Genomic DNA, 17,413 nt, shown 5'->3' with positions numbered 1-17,413 from the left:
CCAAAAATATGAAATTGGCCAGAGTTAAATCTGGCCGAATAAATTGAATGATTAGAATGTTCCGCGAATACCTACTCGGAACTGACGACCGAACTTAAATAACGATGCCGTGCGTTCTTGAGGAATACTGCTGTCTTCGTAAATACTGCCTTCATCAAGCACAATTTCGTTGCTATTCACGTTATTTGGATTAATAGCATTTGCAGCGGTTACAAAGTTTCTTCTGGTATCGTCGGTAATGTTCAGCGCGTTAAACGTAACAGTAAGGTTTTTATTAATGGCATAAGACGCACTGAGATCCAGTCTGTGGGAATCATCCTGCCATAGCGATACGCCAGATAATCCGCGGTTAACTAATTGCTGACCTGTGTAACGATGCGCTAGTCTTAACTGAATACCATCTTTTTCATAGAACAGTGTCGCGTTAGCGGAATGTCTAGGCGTAAAAGGTTGGGGTAGTGGTTTCAAGAAACGACCAGACGATCCAATTTCAACAGGATCAGACTCAGATTTCTGGTAGGTGTAGTTAATGGTTGCACCAAAACCAGACCAAATTCCCGGTAAGAAATCATAGTTTTGTGTGTAGCCAAGCTCTAGACCTTCAGTAGTTGCACCTGATCCATTTTTTGAAGTATTGATATTGGCAACATCACATTCAATTCTCCATTGTTCGAAGAAGCCCGCAGAAAGTCGAAGTGGATGACAATCATCTTCACCTCCGGGTGTGCGGTTTTCATCAAAGTCGAGAAGTAGATCAGAGCTTTGCAGATCAACTTCTTCTCTTACATCGCGATAGTGAAAAGGGGTAACAACGGTCTCTTCGAAGTTATCCATGTCTTTATAGAATATAGCCGCAGACAACAATCCTGAATTGCTGAAATACCATTCGTAAGACAAATCAATGTTATTAGACGTTAGCGGTTTAAGCGCCGTATTACCTGCGTTCCCAGACGCTAAACCAAATTGATTTTCGCGGATGAAAGCGGAGGGGTTTAAAGAGTCGAACCGCGGACGAGTCATCGTTTTGGTTAACGCAAAGCGCACAATAGTTTCTTGGTTCAGCGCATAATTTAAGGTTAGACTGGGTAACCAAATAGAGCTTGAAGCTGAATCAGTGACTGGTGCTGTTCTAACTTGTACTTCTTGACCTGTACCATTAGGGCCGGTAAACGATGTACTTCTATCCAAGAAAGGCCATACATAACCACTTTGGTTAAATCGCGCCCAGCTAGATGCGTTTGTTGGCACTAAGTTGCCGTTAGCGTCATAAATTTGGCCGGGTAATTCGTTAAAGACGAAATTGCCATTTTCATCTTGAAATACCAAGCGGTTTACGTCTATACCAGTTTGTCCATCAGGGCCCATAACAAGAAACTGACCCGTATTAACGTCAAAAGGTATGGTTGCAGCGTTGTTGAAGTTGTATCCATGGGTTAATGCCCAGGCCCAGCAATTACTCAATTCAGCTTCATTTTGAGGCGTGTAGCGGGTATCGCCATTGGCAATCGGTACGCCTAGCGGGCAGGGGGCTAGGCTTGTGTTCCCTAAGTCTCTTTCTACAAACAAGTTGTAAGGGTCGATGACTTGAGGTGCTCTAATATAATTAATACCGCCAATGCCAGAAGCTTCGTTTTCATCTTTTACGTAGCGAACACCAACGTTACCGGTAAGTCGGCCATCCATAAATTCAAAGTTAGCTTTGAAATATGCAGCCATTGTCTCTGTGGTGATTTCACGGGTACCTTGGTCGCTAAACCGTACGCCAATCTCTGAAGGGTCTTTACCAGAGAGCAGTTCTAACGCTTTTTGGGCATCCAGTAACGGCCAACCACCCCAGAACTCATTATTTAGGTTTGCTTGTAAATCTTCGCCGTAGTTATCATATGGAAATGCTTCGTCTGAAAGCATATTTGCGACACGAATAGATGCTAAACCCCGAACGTCAAATTCTGCATCAGGATCGTCTAAAGCAATCAGGTCCTCGCCGTTAGTAATCGCGGTATTTTTTATCGATACGTCACGGTTTCTATGCGCGTATTTCCCGCCGAACTCTATACTGGTTACGTAATCATTATTAAGCGCATAGTCGAAGTCGATGAAAACAGATTTGTTCGTATCTTTAAATTTGTTTTCTCTAAACGCTAGATTTCCAAGATGATTATGTTGCAAGTCAAACGGATTGAAACGGCTGGTCACGCTGTTTGCACTACCGTCAAAGGCATCAAATTCGCCCGGTGTACTTCCCGTGAAATACTCACAATCTGATAATGAACCTTGAGTACAATCGTAGCCAACCAATTCGAGAATATCTGACGGCATCGCTTCAACAACGTTTCGTCCAGCAGTTCCCCATGTTGCTGTACCTATTGTAAAAAAGGCATCGGGGTCAGCTCTTTCAGGCGTTTCATCTTTTGAGCCAGAATAACCCGCTCTAAAGTTCATCGTTAGGTCGTCAGTAAAGCTGTGAAGTAAATCTAACGTGACTACGTTAGTCGTTAGCTCCCTCAGCCCCCTTGCTCTGTTGAACCCCCCTGTAATAGAGCGACTCGTTGATCGCTGTAGTGTATTCGTTGAAAGATCGACAACATTCAACGCTACATTGTTATCATCTTGGTGAATAAGAGGAGTCAACGGCGCAATGTTCATGAACATGCGATGGTTGTCTGTGAGTATCTTCTGATTTGTATGCGTAATATCGACTTGAAGCATAGTGTCGTCACTCACTTCGTACTGGATACCAGTCGATATAGAAAGTCTGTCGCGTTGGTCAGTATTCAAGTTGTAGTTTATAAATTCGCGACCCATAACGAATAAATCCCCCTCAACCAGGGTTTGAGTTGTTGGGTCGTAATTTAAGAGGCTTTCAATCGGGTTCGATATAGGTTGGCCGTCTTCGCCAAGGATAAGTTCGCCACTGTTGTCGCGCTGATACCCAAGAACCCTAATAGGTTGCCCTGTTGCTAAATCAGTTGCTGATCTTGCTCGGCTGCCTTCATCCAGCGCATCTGATATTTGTACTGCTTGGTTTGCCCAATCAGTATCAATTCTATCGACGCGTGTGTTTTGCCTATCTTTAGTGGCGGTGATAATAAAACCGAGTCGATCGTCAAATAGTTTTTCTGAAAAGCTTCCAACAATTCGATAATCTTCATCATCAGCAAACTCGTTGTATCTACCTTCGAAGGTAAAAGATCGCCGTGGCTTATTTAAAGAGAGAGGGCGTACTGTTTTTAACTCAATATTTGCGCCAAGAGAACCTTCGTCTTGATCGGCAGCTGCTGTTTTTACTACATCTATCGAGGATAAAATATCTGCAGAAAATGAACTCAAGTCAACACTATTATTGTTAACACCGTTACCACCGCCACCACTTAATCCGCCTGTAAGTGCAACGCCATTGATAGACACTTGATTTAGTGATGGACCTGCACCCCGTACAGAAATTCTGGTACCTTCTCCAGCTTCTTCTTGCACAGTAACGCCGGTAACGCGCGATAGAGCATCAGCGATGTTTTGGTCAGTTGACTTCCCTACATCTTCTGCGTGTATTGAATCTGAAACGCTATCGTTAAATCGTTTGGAGTTTACTGACTTTTGTAAGCTTCCTTTAATTCCCTGTACTTCAATAACTTCGATATCTGATTCTTTTTCATTTTTCGTTGTGTTTTTAATTTCTTGCTCGTCGCGCTCTTGGGGGGCTTCTTGAGCCCACAGAGGCTGACTCAAACAAGATGCGAGCACCACGGTCGTAATCGCATTAAGTTTAAATATGTTGTGCATGTGGTTTTCTACCTATCGTTATAACGTAGTTTGAATGAGTTCATTTATTTCTCAATAAAATAATTTAAGCTCCCTAATTGATTTTAATCTATTGATTTTAAAGCTTTATCTCTGATTTAAAGTATTGCATATCAACGTTTCACTGGCAGACAATACGAAATGCCAAACGGGATAAGTTTTCACGTCGCTATCTAAAAAAAAGGCACTGTTGGCATTTCATTTTGATAGCAAGCGAATTCAGCGTTTTTTAACTAATTTGAAAACACCTTATCTTTCATTTAACAAATATAAACATATGATGTTTATAAATTCAAACATAGTTCACAATTAATTAACAATGTTTTGTGTTTATAGAGGTAAATCATTGAAATGAATCGTAAAAAATATAGGTGAAAGTGTTGAGGATAGGGCTTTCTAGTAAAAATGGGTTAAGGCGAGAGTTTGTAGCTAGGGGAGGTCCTTAAACAAGTCGCACTTGTTATCAACCGAAAATTACGAGCTTTTATTAAATATATTGTGTTAGACCACAATCCATTCTTCATTAGGATATGGCGAGAAAACAAGCCATACCTTCCTTGGCATCAAAAGTCATTTCAAATACTCAACCGACTAAGGCGTCAGATATTATTTGTAAAATTACTTAACATTCACAAAACATATGATGTATATTAAGGTGGTATTTGATAAGGGCTTGTTGATTTTGAAATAGCTCGTTGCCTAGAGAACTAAAAATGTTTATTAAGCGTCTATTTATTGGCACCTTTAAGAGTGTCGATTTTCCAAATAAAAAGATATTAGAAGTCATTTTGATAGCATTTGCGGTCAGTACTTTCAATGTTGCTTGTGCAAGTGTTCCACAAAAAAACGACACGGCACTTAGTGCAGAGAATTTCAATCATAAGGGCACTTTTCATACCGTTACTGGTGATAAAGAAAACATTCAATTCGAGCCGGATACAATCAATTTTCCGATTAAAAATAGTAATTTACGTAAATGGGATGTGCCGACTGTCGCAGACCTTGATCAGGACGGCTATCCAGATCTCTTGTTGAACGATCACGGTTTTAGTTTAAAGGTATTGTGGAACAATAACGGACGCTTTGCTAAGCCCTATGATCTCATAATGGGGGACATGCACGGCATTACTGCCGGGGACTTTGATAAAGACGGTAGCACAGAGATAGCGGTTTCAAGAGGAGGCGGTTCCGGGAGTAATGCTAGGAATACTAAGCTCTTCCGCATAGGTAAAGACCGTTCAATTTCAGCTATGCCAGACTTCGATAACCCCATGCCATTTATGCGTGGGCGAACGGTAAAACTAATAGATTTAAACCAAGATGGTTGGCTTGATATGCTAAATTTTGCTTTCCCATCGCGCGAGATGAAAGGAGAGAGTGAAAGCTATGTGTTTAAAAATACTAAGAATGGTCAATTTAACGAAATCATTAAATTTCCTTCAGTGAAAGGTGATGGGCAGAAAACACTGGTTACCGATTTTAATGACGATGGTCTGCCTGATCTTATAATTTATGGCAACGATAAGGCGAGGGCTTATCAAGCGACTGAAGCATTTGATTATAATGAAGTCACTGACAGCATTTTTCCATTCCCCTTACATGACGTGACAAGTTTTAATGAAATTGATTTCGACAACGATGGAGACTTTGATTTATTCATAACACGCTCGGTTGAATATCAACCTGGCCAAACCTTCTACGATAAAAGCCAGCAATTAATGGGCTACTATTGGCTGCGAGGTGCCCATAAATTCCCTCAGTTTAAAGCGGGTCCAGTCATAGAGCTGATCAACTTTCAAAGCCAATGGCCAACAAAAGATTTGTTTGTTGGTGAATCTGCTTATCCCTACGCGTTTGAAGGTGAAACGCACATTGGCAGAAATGTGCGAATTGTAAATAGTGACGCGCTTGGTTTTCCTGACACCTTAGACAAAAAAGGAGCATATATTGGGTATGTTGGAAATGATAAATGGCAATTTGCGACAGCAACCTTTTCTATTTCCACGGGGGTTATAAAAGGCGTTGCCGCATTCCCACATATGGAAAAACCTAAAGCTATACGCGATGTGGTATTAAAAAATAACGGTGGGAAATTTGAAGATGTTTCTCAGCAGCTAGGGATAATGTATCAGGCAAACACGGTTGCATCTGCAGTGGCTGATATCAACAACGATGGTTATAGCGACCTTGTAATCGCCCAGAAAGGCGATCTTATTCACCCTAATACAGCGTTGGTTTTTACAAATGAACAAGGTAAGCAATTAAAGTTGAATGCATCTCATGGCGTAATAAGTGCGGAGCTTGGTGCGTTAGGACTTGGTGTAGAACCTCTAGATTACGACTTGGATGGTCAAGTTGACCTGCTTGTAGGTAACGATCGTGGCAAATGGCACCTCTTTCACAATACATTCTCACAAAATAACTTTTTCGGAATATATGTTCCTTCTTCTCCGAAGGCTAATGGTAACGCTATGGGATCGGTTGTAGAGATTTTAGCGTGTGGCAATATGCAAAGAAAGAAAGTAGGACAAACATCGGCTGCTTACTCTTTAAGCGCTAACAATGCTTTACATTTTGGTGTGGGGAGCTGTGATGAGCCTGTAACCGTTACCATCACGTGGAGTGATAAAACGCAAGCTACTAAGACATTTAGCAAGTTGAATACCTACCTGAAGTGGTAAGAGTTGGCGAATAATGACAAAGCGAGATAGCAATGCGTCAAGGTGCCGTTATGGCAGATAGGAAAATGCATATTGTAATTACCGGCGCATCTTCTGGAATAGGCAAGGCATTAGCCATGCTTCTAACAGGCGATAAATATTTGTTGAGCCTGTGTGGGCGTAGCGATGAAAAGTTGATGCAAACAGTGAGGGATTTACCTTCTGACTCGCTCTACAGCGAGAGCTTTTGTCTAACCAATGTTCAACAAACCTCTGGTTTCTTTAAACGTGCTATTGAAAGACATGGAAGTGTAGACGTTCTCGTAAACTGTGCTGGGCTTAATAATATTAGGAAAACAGGACTAGATACCGAACTTTCAGAACTAGATTGGTTAATGGAAGTAAATTGCTATGCGCCAATACGATGTATGCAGGCGGTAGCTTCCTGTATGCAAAGTCTCAAGCAGGGCGTAATCATTAATATTCTTTCTACGGCTTGTTTATTCTCAAACCCTGGAATAGCCGCTTACACGGCAAGTAAAGCGGCGCTAGATGCTTATACCAAAGTGATGCGAAAGGAGTTACGCGGCGACAATATTAAGATGCTCTCAGTTTACCCCGGTGGAGTTGATACTGACTTTAGAGAGGCTCAGCGACCAGAATACTTGCACGCCGAAGATGTCGCGAAGGCAGTTTTTAATTTACTGCAGGCAGAGGAGTTAGTGCATATTCACGAACTTGTGATCCGTCCGCAGTTTGAAGAAAACTTCACATGATTTTTTGTATTTATAAATTTGTACTAGAAGGACAAAGCAATGAAAAAACATAATCACAAGGCGCTTGGATTATGGGCACTGTGTTTATCTGTGATCCCAGCAATATCGTTTGCTCAAGGAAGTATTCACGGCACAGAAGTTGACTCGAAACAGCAATCAAAACCCAACATCGTTTTTATTTTTTCTGATGATGCTGGTTATGGTGATTTTGGCTTTCAAGGAAGTAAAGTAATAAAAACCCCTAACCTCGACCAGCTTGCTCACGAGGGAGTAAGGTTCGAGCAAGGTTATGTTTCTGATCCTACATGTGGACCGTCAAGGGCTGGATTATTAACCGGACGTTACCAGCAACGCTTTGGCTTTGAGGAAAATAACGTTCCAGGCTATATGAGTAAGAATTCAGCCCTTGATGGGGACGAAATGGGTGTACCTGTTGAAGAAAAAATGATGGCCGATTACCTTAAAGAGCAAGGCTACACATCCGCTTATTATGGTAAGTGGCATGTAGGAGGAGCTGATAAATTTCATCCGTTAAATCGAGGCTTCGATGAATTCTATGGTTTTCGCGGCGGTGCGCGCAGTTATTTTGCTTATGATGAGGGAAAAGCGCCTTCAAAACTTGAATTGATGGAGCGAAATTTTGCTCAATACCAAGAGCCCAAAGAATATTTAACAGATGAACTTGCCGATGAAGCAATAGACTTTATCGAACGGAGCACAGAGGCTGAAAAGCCGTTTTTTGTATTCCTTTCGTTCAATGCTCCTCATACTCCTATGGAAGCTACAAAAGAAGACTTAGCGAAATTTCCTAATCTAACCGGCAAGCGAAAAACAGTTGCCGCCATGATGTATGCCATGGACCGAGCGTCTGGCAAGGTATTAGACACGCTGAAACGCTTAGGTATTGAAGATAACACCTTGGTGGTATTCACCAATGATAATGGCGGCCCTACCGATATGAACGCTTCAGATAACTTCCCTTTAAGTGGAACTAAATCTAATCACTTGGAGGGTGGGGTACGGGTGCCATACGTTATGAAATGGCCTGGTGTATTTGATCACGGAACTACGTACACGCATCCTGTAAGTACATTAGATTTACTTCCTACGTTTTTTGCGGCTGGCGGTGGTGATACATCAACGTTAGAAAATATAGACGGTGTTAACTTGATACCTTTTGTTCAAGGTACGCTTCAAGATGCACCCCATGAATTTCTATATTGGAAAAAAGATACGCGAGCCACTGTACGCGCTGGAAACTGGAAATTAATGCGCTTTCCAGACCGTCCTGCAGAGCTTTATTACATCGATAACGATGAAAAGGAATTTAGAGATGTAGCCGCTGAGAATCCAGAACTTGTAAAAATGCTGTTCAAGAAAATATTCGAATGGGAGTCCACGTTAGAAAGACCTCGTTGGCTACTAGAACGCAAGTTTGAAAATTACGATATAGATAGGATGGACCACTACTGGCAGAAACCGTCAGATGGGAAAGAGTCTGAAGGGAAGCTGTTGATACGTCCGGCGTCTGCGCACTAATGTTCACGCTAGCAGTAATGTGTCGATAGGATCAGATTGTTTAAAGACAAGGCAAAATTGGCGTCTTCTTCATTCTATTTAGCCCCTTATGAGCCGACGCCTATTTTACAGGGGCTATGCTACAACTTTACGACATTGCAGGTATCGTACTTTTCTCTAAAACTTCTTTAGATTTATATATGACAGGGTGTAGGGCTTGCTATGTTCAGTATTACGAAGCCCATTTCCTTTCATCAGGTCAAAGTTCGAAATTACAAGCTTTCCGTCGTAAACCATGAGGTCTGCGGGTTGATCAATTTGACCATTACTTCCATCATTATCGGGATAGTCGGCAATTTTTATCAGCCGTTTATTGGATGTTATTTTAAAAACTTGATTTAGACCAAAGCCAGCGAGATACAAATTACCTTCATCGTCAAACACCATGCCATCTATTCGAGCGTCATTCGGAATGTTCATATACAGTTCTTTTCTTACAACATTCCCATCACTGTCTAGCGTCAACTTATACACTTCGCCATCACCTAAATCAGTTGTAAATAGATAGCCATCTTTGTCAAAATCCAGTCCATCAAGACCTACTTGAATATCTGGATTATCGGTTTGAACATTGAAAATGAGTTCCTTATCCAGTAATGAATTAGTCATTGTCTTGTCTCTGTCAGTTAATGAGAATCGATAAATTCCACTAGTCATTCCGTCTGTATTGATTTTAGGCATCATAGGCTGAGTAATGTATACCGCGCTGTCGTGAATTCTTAGTCCATTAGGATTGATACCGGACGCAACTATTTCTGTTTTAACCAACTTGTTCTGGTCAAACGACATTTTAAGAATACGCCCATCTTTGATTCCTCTTGCATCTGCGACATATAGTGCACCCTGAGAGTCATATGCGATCCCCATTGGATTGGCTTTTTTCGATAGGCCAAGTTTTGGAACAGTGACTAAATGGCTTACATTTCCTAATTTGTCTACAGAAAACAACTCTCCTTGTAGCTTGTTATTAGCGAAATTAGGGCATGAAAGCGTAAGCGATCCATTTGGCGCGATTGCAAAAGCATCTGGCGTAGGGCAGTTATCTGGCAAATTTGCAAAAAGCTTTGCCACTTGTAAATTTTCAGCAGCGTGTGCACTGTTTGTAATAGTGAAAATTGCCACAACAATGCTGATAAAGCAGAAATTTTTCATATGTTCTCCACGTAAAAATTAATATTACCGATAAATTTTAATAACAAACCATAAACATAATATGTTTAAATATATAATATGTACATGCTGCTGTGAAATTTAATAACTAATATGTATTTTTTCAGTTGTTTTTTATTGTTAGCTGGTAATGACAGATTGAGAGAGTAAAAATGAACCCAGTAAAAAATGTGTCTTTTGCGTGTTGCATTATGTCCATAGTGGCATCGGCTCTACTTAGTGGATGCGCTAGCGAGCATGCTTCAGCAATGAGTAAACCAACAAACTCCCCCCGCTGGTTTTCAAAAGAACGAATGGGATTATTCCTTTTACTCAGTCTCTTCAACGAAAGTGGGGAGCCGCTGTTACTGCCGACGTTGATCAAGATGGGTGGGATGATGTGATAACCACTCAGCATGGTACTAACGCACTTATTTACTGGAACAACGAAGGGCACTTCTCTGAACCTATTGTAATAGTAACTGGAGACACACATGGTTTAGGCGTGTCGGATTACGATGGTGACGGCAAGATGGATATTGTTGTATCACCAGGTGGTGGCGATGGAGGAAATCCAAGGCGACCCATTTATTTCAGTGTGGACAAACAACGAAATATCACAAAAGGCGGCACGTTTTCGCACTTCAGTGCCAGTAGAGGACGGGCCATTAAATTTCTAGAGGCCAATGGTGATAATAAGTTGGATTTATTCACAACCGGCTTTGCGCCTAAACGCGTAAAGTCTTTGACAACAAATCAACTTTACTTTAATTCGGGCAAGAACTTTTCGCCCCCTCTAACACTATCTATTCCTCATGACCCGCTATCGTTTAAAACGCTGGTCACTGATGTGAATAATGACGATATTTCCGACGTACTTACTTTTGGTGGTAAAGATATGACGCTATCGATAGGCCAGGGCGAAGGAAGTTATGTTGATAGTACAAAAGAAGTCTTAGGTGATTTAGCTAATACCCACAATGTGATCAATATTGCAGAAATAGATTATGACAACGACGGTGACTTTGACCTGTTTCTAGCCCGCAGCCAATATCAATTTCAACAGGAATCTTATTACGACCCTAAAGATAAAAACTTTGCGTTCTTTGTATTTAGAAAAAGTTTTATGTTTGAAGACATCACTATTGAAGGTGAAAATCTTATTCTGGAAAACATCCAAGAAACGTGGGCAACCTATAACATTCAGCTAGGCCGAGAGAGGAAAGTTGTTGAAGCAGTGCGTGCAGCTCACTATATGGATGGTCGTCTTGAAATAACACCACAAAACGCAATGGGCTGGCCGGCAGATAGCGAACTAAAAGGCCTACATATTGGCTATTTGGGGAACAGTAAATGGCGTATTGGTGGTGCAGTGAAGTCGCGATTATCGGCAGTAATAAAGAATGTTGTTAATCACCCTGATGAGATGAAGCGAAAGCCTTTACCTGCTCTTTTACTAGAAAATCGCAACGGCAAATTTGTAGATGTTACCCAACGCTTAGGTATCAATATACAGGAACAAACCACCAGTGTTGCAGTGGCAGATTTCAATAACGACGGCTTTATGGATTTAGCCATAACCCCCTATGGAAATATGGCGCTACCTATTGAGCACTACGTATTGATGAATCAGCAGGGGAAGAGCTTTAGTAAGTTCTCTCACGCAGGCTTAACATCCGATGAGATTGGCGCTACAGGTGTTGGAATAACTGCTTTCGACTATGACCAAGATGGTCGGGTTGACGTGGTATACGGCAATGAGAGGGGGCGTTGGTATTTGGCTAAAAACCAAATTCAAAAAGATGCGTTGGGTAATTTCATCAAAGTAGAAGTCGGAGTATCTGAGGTTCAAAAAGCTCAGCCAACAGGCGCTAAAGTCACTATTACAGCCTGCGGCAAACAACAAACGCAGCATGTTGGTGCCACGGGTGACGGTTTCCATTATATGTTAAACAATAATATGCACTTTGGTATTGGTGAATGTGACAGCGTTGAGAAAGTGCATGTTATTTGGCCTAATGGTGAAGAAAAGTCTTTAGAAGATAGAGAGGCTGGATCGAAGGTTAAACTGTAAAATTATTGTTCATAAACAAAGTATTGAGGATCGGTAAGTAATAGACTAAGTTTTCAGCTTTAATGCGACTTAACGTTTAAAGTGCAACCTAGTATTCTACAAGCAAACCGCTAATCAATTTAAGGCTATTAAAATTGAACACATTTCTTTTGATAAGTTTTGGTTTAATCATCTCTGTATTTTCACTATGTACTTCGGCTGCTACTGTTTTTACAAACGTAACAGTATGGACAGGAGCAAAGGGTAAAACAGAACAGTCTGTAATAGCCATAGACAAGGATAAGATTGTCTTTGTTGGAAACGATATACCTAAGCAGTTAAAAGGCGAGAAGATCGTAGATCTCGGTGGGAGGTTTGTAATGCATGGCTTCACAGATAACCACGTGCATTTCATGGAGGGGGGCGCTGCACTAGCTAGTATCGATTTAAGACCCGTTACTACTCCAAAAGAATTTACCCAACTAATGGCCGCTTACGCAAAAACTTTACCCCCTCATCAATGGATTTTAAATGGCAACTGGGATCATCAAAACTGGGGCGGAATGCTGCCCGATAAATCTTGGATTGATTCAGTTACATTAAATAACCCAGTTTATGTTATTCGAATTGACGGACACCAAGCGTTAGTAAATTCACTGGGATTAAGGCTTGCTGGTATTGATCGCAATACCCCAAATCCAAAAGGTGGAGTCATAGTACGGGACGAACATGGCGAGCCTACAGGACTTTTAAAGGGAAACGCCCTTAATCTTATCTTAAATATTTTACCATCGCCGAGTGACGATGAATTAATGAAACAATTTGCGATGGCGCAAGAGCTCGCGTTGAGTTTGGGAATATCAAAAGTACATGCTGTAACTGCTTATCCATCTGAAACAACAATGCTAGACATTTTTAAGCTCGCAGAAAAACGCGAAATTATGAAGATAAGAGCGTTCGTTTCAACACCCCTCTGAAGATGCAATCAGAAAGTTAGCTGAACTTGGCGTTATCGCATCCATGCAGCCTTATCATGCAATCGATGATGGTCAGTGGGCAGAAGAGCGAATAGGCCCTAAAAGATTGCCTACAGCCTATGCATTTAAATCTATTTTGGAGCAAGGTGGGTTATTGACGTTTGGGTCGGATTGGCCCGTTGCCCCTTTGTCACCTTTTGAAGGCATTTATGCCGCAGTTACAAGAAGCACTCTTGATAATACTAACCCCCAAGGCTGGATTGCAGAACAAAAAATATCGGTAGAACAAGCACTCACCGCCTACACAGTAACAAATAGTTACTCACTGAACGACGAACTAAAAAGAGGCACATTAGAAAAAGGAAAGTTCGCTGATTTTGTAGTTTTATCCCATGATCCTCGTACAGTGCCTGCAAACCTGATAAGAGAGATTAAGGTTTTAAAGCATTACATAAATGGCGAATTAGTGTACGAGTATTAACATTAAAAAATGTTCTATCCTTACATCTTGCTAATTATGGTCTTAAAGAAATTGGCCATATGAAAATTTTAGCCGTAAAAGCAAAACCCTATGTAAGTTGCCGCTTTGCTGGTTTAAAAAGCACGCTACCAGGTAGCGTGCTTCAGTTAAAATACAGGCTGAAGAACAGTTTTGTTGCTCAGCCTGCTGATTCGGTATTTTATTTAGAAAGTATGTAGTTTTTATCACTTAGCTTCAGGCTTTTGCCACACGCGAATATACTCAACTTCAAAGTCTACCACACCATCATGTTTTTTATCCTCAGGGCTGTTCTGTTCTAAATCCTCCAGACTATTTGGGTAGCCATGCCAAGGGAAGGTTTCCATATCCAGCCATAAATTAATAGGACGGGTGGCGACATAGCCATTATAGTCATCGGGAAGATCTTTACGGTTTTGCTTAGCCCACGCAGTTGCTTGTTTTGGTGTCATCGAGGAAAAGAGCTTTCCGTCAATGTAGTAGTTTATGCCACTCTCGCTCCATTCAATGCCATAAACATGAAAGTCATCGGACATTCTAAAACCTAGTTGCTTTCTTTCTGTGTAGCTAGGTTTGCCCCCAACAGGTTTTTCCCAGTCTCGAATTGACCACCATAACTCGCTGTCTAAATGATCTTTATTTGGGTCTTCACGGCTATCACCAAACGATTCGAAAAAGTCGAACTCCATCTTGGGCCCCATAGACCAGAAAGCACTGGTTACCTCTGCATCTGCAGATTTACTTTTTATTTCAATGTACCCATAGGTAAAAGAGCGGCGGCCGATGAAACAGGGGGTGGTGATATTCTCGTGCTTCATCGGCTCACCAAATACCGGTTTTCTAACTTCATCAGTGAAAGGGAAGTCCGGTTCCCAGCGGGCTTCAAGCATTAGTTTTCCGTCTTCTAAACGGTAGTTACGACCAGAGAATTGGGACGGTGCTCGACCTTTCCACACCCATTTTTCTGGTTTATCTGGGTGCACATATTGTGGTACGCCATCTTTGAATTTACCGACAATAAACCACCTGTCTTCATCAATTTTGTCTGCATCAAATTCATCACTAACTTCTGTATTAAGTACCCAGTTTCCCTTGTTTGATGGGTCTGACATCGGTAAAAGGCTATCTGCATATGCATTGTACCCAGTGTTCATACTCAGTAATAACGAGGCCAGACAAACCCTCTTGTATTGTTTTTTCATCATAACGTAAGCTTCCAATTTAGTGGTGATACCTTGCTTAAGATATGATGTTTTGTTTTGGGGCGTATTGCAATTAATTGTTGTTAAATTGTTAATAAACTAAAGAGGGAGGGGGATGAGCCGTTGATTTCTCTTTTTAATCCGGCATTTTTGAACGAAAGTAACTAAACGATTCACGATCTCCCTGCTTTTTAGAAAGAGACATGCCTAATTCTACAAGGGTTCTCTCTTGCACATGTGATACGCCTTCTTTAATCGTGGTAATACCATTTTGCGTTTGTCCAATATTGTCCAAAGCAAGGGCATAAATATACCAGTTTTGCGCATTAGTAGGTGCTAGTTCAGTCGCTTTTTTAAATAACTTAACGGCGGTGGGTTTATTTTGTAGGCGAATATTTAACATACCAAGTGAATAGTAAACAAGGTCGCTATTTGGAACCGCTTTTACCGCATCTTCAAGGGTTTGTTTTTCAAGCTCTGCTTTATTTTGGCTGCGGTAAAGTTCAGCGAGATTGATATAATTTGCTTCAAAGTAAGGATCTATTTTAATACCTTGTTTTAATAGCGCTTCGGCTTCATTGATATCACCCAATTGATAGTTAACTAAACTCTGATTTAAGTTTCCTTCGCCACGCCACTGATTAACTTCGTTGGATAAACTAAGTTCGTTCAGCGCTTTTTTAAATGCGTCAGTTTTTAAACCAAAACCGATGAGGTTATTTACTGCTGCAACCCTTATCGCCTTGTATTTGTCGCTTAGCAATGATGTATATGATTTTATTCGCTCATTGGATGGAAGAGCTCTACCTGCTTGCGCTGCAGCTAGCCGTAATAGCGGCTCTTTATTTCGAATAAATGTTCGTAGGTCTCTGTCGCTCAATGCTTTCAAGCGAGTAGGCAAAGACGATAAAACGGTTGCACGTTTAATAATAGGTAGTGATTTAGCGTGAACTAGACCAAGCATAGTTGTTTTATTCATCGGCTCGCCGTGCATAAAATCAATATATTTTTCTTCTTCATTACTTAAGGTAGACGCACGTTCATACCAATCAGTTAAGTGCTCAGATACCCATGAGTTGTCGTTTTCATGACAATTTAGACATGCATTGGGTGCGCCGGTTTTCTGTGATACGTGAGGGGTGGGAATACTAAAACTATGATCTCTTCTTGCGTCAACCCCCATGTAAGTGCGAGTAGGCATATGGCAATTTACACATCGGCTAGCCTCACTATCACTCGGATGTTTTGTGTGTTTTTCACCTTCATAGGCGTTTGCTGAATGACACTGCAAACATAAGCCATTCCCTTTTGCTTTCACTTTCATTGTATGAGGGTTGTGACAGTCAATACAGTTTACGCCTGCTTCATACATACGACTTTGTAGAAACGAGCCGTAGACATAAACTTCTTCTCGAATTTGCCCATCGTCGAAGTAAAGGGGAGAAATAAGCAACGAAGGCGTAAATTGTTCCAAATAAGCTTGTTCGGGATTAATTCCGTCAGAGAGAGGCGAGCGCAACGAGTGGCAGCCAAAACAGGTATCCATGAAACGGTTATCTCGCTTAGCTGGCTTGTATTCACCGTTATCTAATTCTTTCCAGCTTGCTATTTTTTCGTCGTTTTCTAATAACCACTGCCCCAGTGCTTTCTGCTCAACTGTTGAAAGATTGGTATGGGAATACTGTTTTTGTGAAGGCGCTAAGCTTTGTGTGACCTTTGCGGAATCATGGTGTGCTTTCATATTTCCATGACAAGAAATACAGGATACATTAATTGTGTCAAAGTGGCTGTTAAACGAATGTGTTTTGTTATCGAAATTGCGCTTCAAACCGGTCGAATGGCAGTCAGCACACATACCATTCCAGTTTTGCATTGGCTGTTTCCAGTGTAGCCTGTCCTTTTCACCAATGTCTTCAGCTTGATAATTAGGATACCAACGCTGCCCTCCATTTGATTGACTTCTGCTATCCCACGCAAAAGGGAATACTTGAAAACGGCCCAATTCAGTCTCAATTAAATACTGTTGTAAAGGGAAGTGTCCGAACACATACGAAATAGTGTAATTAGTTGTTTTGCTCGCTTCGGTAAGCGAGACCATAAACTGGTTACTGTTTTTGTAAAAGCGCGCAGTTTGAGATAAGTGAGTAGTAGTTACGTTGTTGAAATTACCCAAAACGGTTTGTTCTGATGCATGGCTCATGGCTTTGCTGTGATCAGATTCCCGCCATTCATTTACTTGTTTGGCATGACAACTTAAACAGTTAGCTTGCTCGTTTGAATACGCGGGAAGACTGATATAAAACAAGAAGAACGCCGCGGTGAACTTAACCCACTTTTGCACAACATTAGCTCTCATGTGACAACAACTACTCAACGTTACCATACTTTTATCTTCATGTCTGAACAATGCATACATAGCATGTATTGTCACGTTAGTAATGTAGCGGTGCTCTTTTTAGGCGGCACAGTTATAAAGCTAATTGGTATACTCAGTCTGGCGTTTACACATAAATATAGGCAGTCAATTGAATAAATGTTGATATTAGGGTAACGATAAACCCCTATCCGGGATGTTTTACCCTAGCTTGGTACAAAAATCTGCCAATATCAGCCATATAGGGTAGCGGTTATGTCTATCAGTCGTGTAAACTGTCGCCTTTATTCAGGCAAGCCACAAATTCACGCACTATAGTTAGCCTTTTACAGGGCTATGTTGTAAAG

At 41.2% G+C, this 17,413-nt stretch carries 10 protein-coding genes; 6 read left to right on the top strand and 4 right to left on the bottom strand.

The genetic code is table 11. The features are described from left to right. Nucleotides 1-51: 51 nt before the first annotated feature. Nucleotides 52-3,780 (bottom strand): TonB-dependent receptor, encoded by a 3,729-nt coding sequence (locus J8L84_RS02580; RefSeq protein ID WP_211069332.1) that lies wholly within the window; start codon nt 3,778-3,780, stop codon nt 52-54. Between the two features lie 731 nt (nt 3,781-4,511). On the opposite strand from J8L84_RS02580, the gene J8L84_RS02575 reads away from it, so the two are divergent. Genes J8L84_RS02575 through J8L84_RS02565 form a run of 3 tightly spaced genes read left to right on the top strand, consistent with a single transcriptional unit; the run spans nt 4,512 to nt 8,773 of the window. Then, nucleotides 4,512-6,479: a CRTAC1 family protein gene (locus J8L84_RS02575; protein ID WP_211069331.1), complete on the top strand. Its 1,968-nt coding sequence runs from the start codon at nt 4,512-4,514 to the stop codon at nt 6,477-6,479. Between the two features lie 50 nt (nt 6,480-6,529). Continuing rightward, complete coding sequence (locus tag J8L84_RS02570; protein WP_211069330.1) at nt 6,530-7,234, top strand: SDR family oxidoreductase; 705 nt, start codon at nt 6,530-6,532, stop codon at nt 7,232-7,234. Between the two features lie 39 nt (nt 7,235-7,273). Beyond that, nucleotides 7,274-8,773 carry a sulfatase-like hydrolase/transferase gene (locus J8L84_RS02565; RefSeq protein ID WP_211069329.1) on the top strand — a complete coding sequence of 500 codons (1,500 nt, stop codon included), beginning with the start codon at nt 7,274-7,276 and terminating at the stop codon, nt 8,771-8,773. A 156-nt stretch (nt 8,774-8,929) separates the two neighbouring features. Here the strand turns inward: J8L84_RS02565 and J8L84_RS02560 are convergent, their stop codons facing one another. After that, a complete protein-coding gene (locus J8L84_RS02560) occupies nt 8,930-9,964 on the bottom strand; it encodes an SMP-30/gluconolactonase/LRE family protein (RefSeq protein ID WP_211069328.1) in 1,035 nt (344 codons plus the stop codon). A gap of 292 nt (nt 9,965-10,256) precedes the next feature. Between J8L84_RS02560 and J8L84_RS02555 the strand changes: the two genes are divergently transcribed. The 3 genes from J8L84_RS02555 to J8L84_RS02545 all read left to right on the top strand — a co-directional run bounded on the left by J8L84_RS02555 (nt 10,257) and on the right by J8L84_RS02545 (nt 13,472). Further along, complete coding sequence (locus J8L84_RS02555) at nt 10,257-12,035, top strand: CRTAC1 family protein (RefSeq protein WP_211069675.1); 1,779 nt, start codon at nt 10,257-10,259, stop codon at nt 12,033-12,035. 134 nt (nt 12,036-12,169) lie between these two features. After that, nucleotides 12,170-12,991: an amidohydrolase family protein gene (locus J8L84_RS02550; protein WP_211069327.1), complete on the top strand. Its 822-nt coding sequence runs from the start codon at nt 12,170-12,172 to the stop codon at nt 12,989-12,991. 7 nt (nt 12,992-12,998) lie between these two features. Next, nucleotides 12,999-13,472, top strand: a complete 474-nt coding sequence (locus J8L84_RS02545) for an amidohydrolase family protein (protein WP_348771807.1) — start codon at nt 12,999-13,001, stop codon at nt 13,470-13,472. 224 nt (nt 13,473-13,696) lie between these two features. On the opposite strand, the gene J8L84_RS02540 is transcribed toward J8L84_RS02545, so the two are convergent. Next, a complete protein-coding gene (locus J8L84_RS02540; RefSeq protein WP_247670533.1) occupies nt 13,697-14,602 on the bottom strand; it encodes a family 16 glycosylhydrolase in 906 nt (301 codons plus the stop codon). A 226-nt stretch (nt 14,603-14,828) separates the two neighbouring features. Beyond that, a complete protein-coding gene (locus J8L84_RS02535) occupies nt 14,829-17,033 on the bottom strand; it encodes a multiheme c-type cytochrome (protein ID WP_211069325.1) in 2,205 nt (734 codons plus the stop codon). Nucleotides 17,034-17,413: the final 380 nt, after the last annotated feature.

This window comes from Alteromonas sp. MMG017, from assembly GCF_018100795.1.
In the GTDB taxonomy this organism is placed as follows: Bacteria; Pseudomonadota; Gammaproteobacteria; order Enterobacterales; family Alteromonadaceae; genus Alteromonas.
This window is presented reverse-complemented; position numbering and strand designations above follow the sequence as displayed.

Bases quoted from the DNA above. Each gene is read 5' to 3' on its own strand.
- J8L84_RS02580 (WP_211069332.1), bottom strand. From the start codon at position 3,780: ATGCACAACATATTTAAACTTAATGCGATTACGACCGTGGTGCTCGCA.
- J8L84_RS02575 (WP_211069331.1), top strand. From the start codon at position 4,512: ATGTTTATTAAGCGTCTATTTATTGGCACCTTTAAGAGTGTCGATTTT.
- J8L84_RS02570 (WP_211069330.1), top strand. From the start codon at position 6,530: ATGGCAGATAGGAAAATGCATATTGTAATTACCGGCGCATCTTCTGGA.
- J8L84_RS02565 (WP_211069329.1), top strand. From the start codon at position 7,274: ATGAAAAAACATAATCACAAGGCGCTTGGATTATGGGCACTGTGTTTA.
- J8L84_RS02560 (WP_211069328.1), bottom strand. From the start codon at position 9,964: ATGAAAAATTTCTGCTTTATCAGCATTGTTGTGGCAATTTTCACTATT.
- J8L84_RS02540 (WP_247670533.1), bottom strand. From the start codon at position 14,602: ATGTCAGACCCATCAAACAAGGGAAACTGGGTACTTAATACAGAAGTT.